At 34.1% G+C, this 522-nt stretch carries 1 pseudogene; it reads right to left on the bottom strand.

The annotated features are described in order from the left end of the window. Window positions 1–485: pseudogene (locus ACFIKE_RS12235) on the bottom strand (phage tail protein); the annotation flags it as partial. Window positions 486–522: the final 37 nt, after the last annotated feature.

Genomic DNA, 522 nt, shown 5'->3' with positions numbered 1-522 from the left:
GGAAAACTTTCTATCTTTGGTGGTGTAGGATTTAATAAATACCACCCCTCATGCTCTTTTATTAAAACACCATTATTGTACACCATTTCATAAATGCCATCTGTTTGAAATTCTCCACCTTCTAATGGTATAACCCCCGCATCAGTTGCTTTATAGATAAGCTTTTCTCCTATATTATTAACAGTTATTTTTGTCGAGCCAATATTTACACCACAAGCTTTAAAACGTATGATGATATCATTGTTGTATTTTTTTATAGGCGAAACTGTCTTTAAGGTAATTAATGTTGTTTTATCTTCCACATTTACTGTAAAGCTTGAATTAATAGATCCACCATTATCTGCAAGATATTCACGCACGCGCTGCATCATCGCCCGTGCACTATCATTAACAGAACTAGGCGGCTGACCTTCTGCCCAATTAATGATACTATCTGAATAAGCATTTTCATCAGCCTTTAGAGACCAATCGTAAATATTAGACATTATAAATCCCCCATTATTTTCATAGTTTTTCTAACAA

The sequence above is a fragment of the Bartonella sp. MU70NMGDW genome, assembly GCF_042194085.1.
GTDB lineage: Bacteria > Pseudomonadota > Alphaproteobacteria > Rhizobiales > Rhizobiaceae > Bartonella > Bartonella grahamii.
Note: the sequence above shows the minus strand (reverse complement) of the source record. Positions and strands in the feature narration are given on the sequence as shown.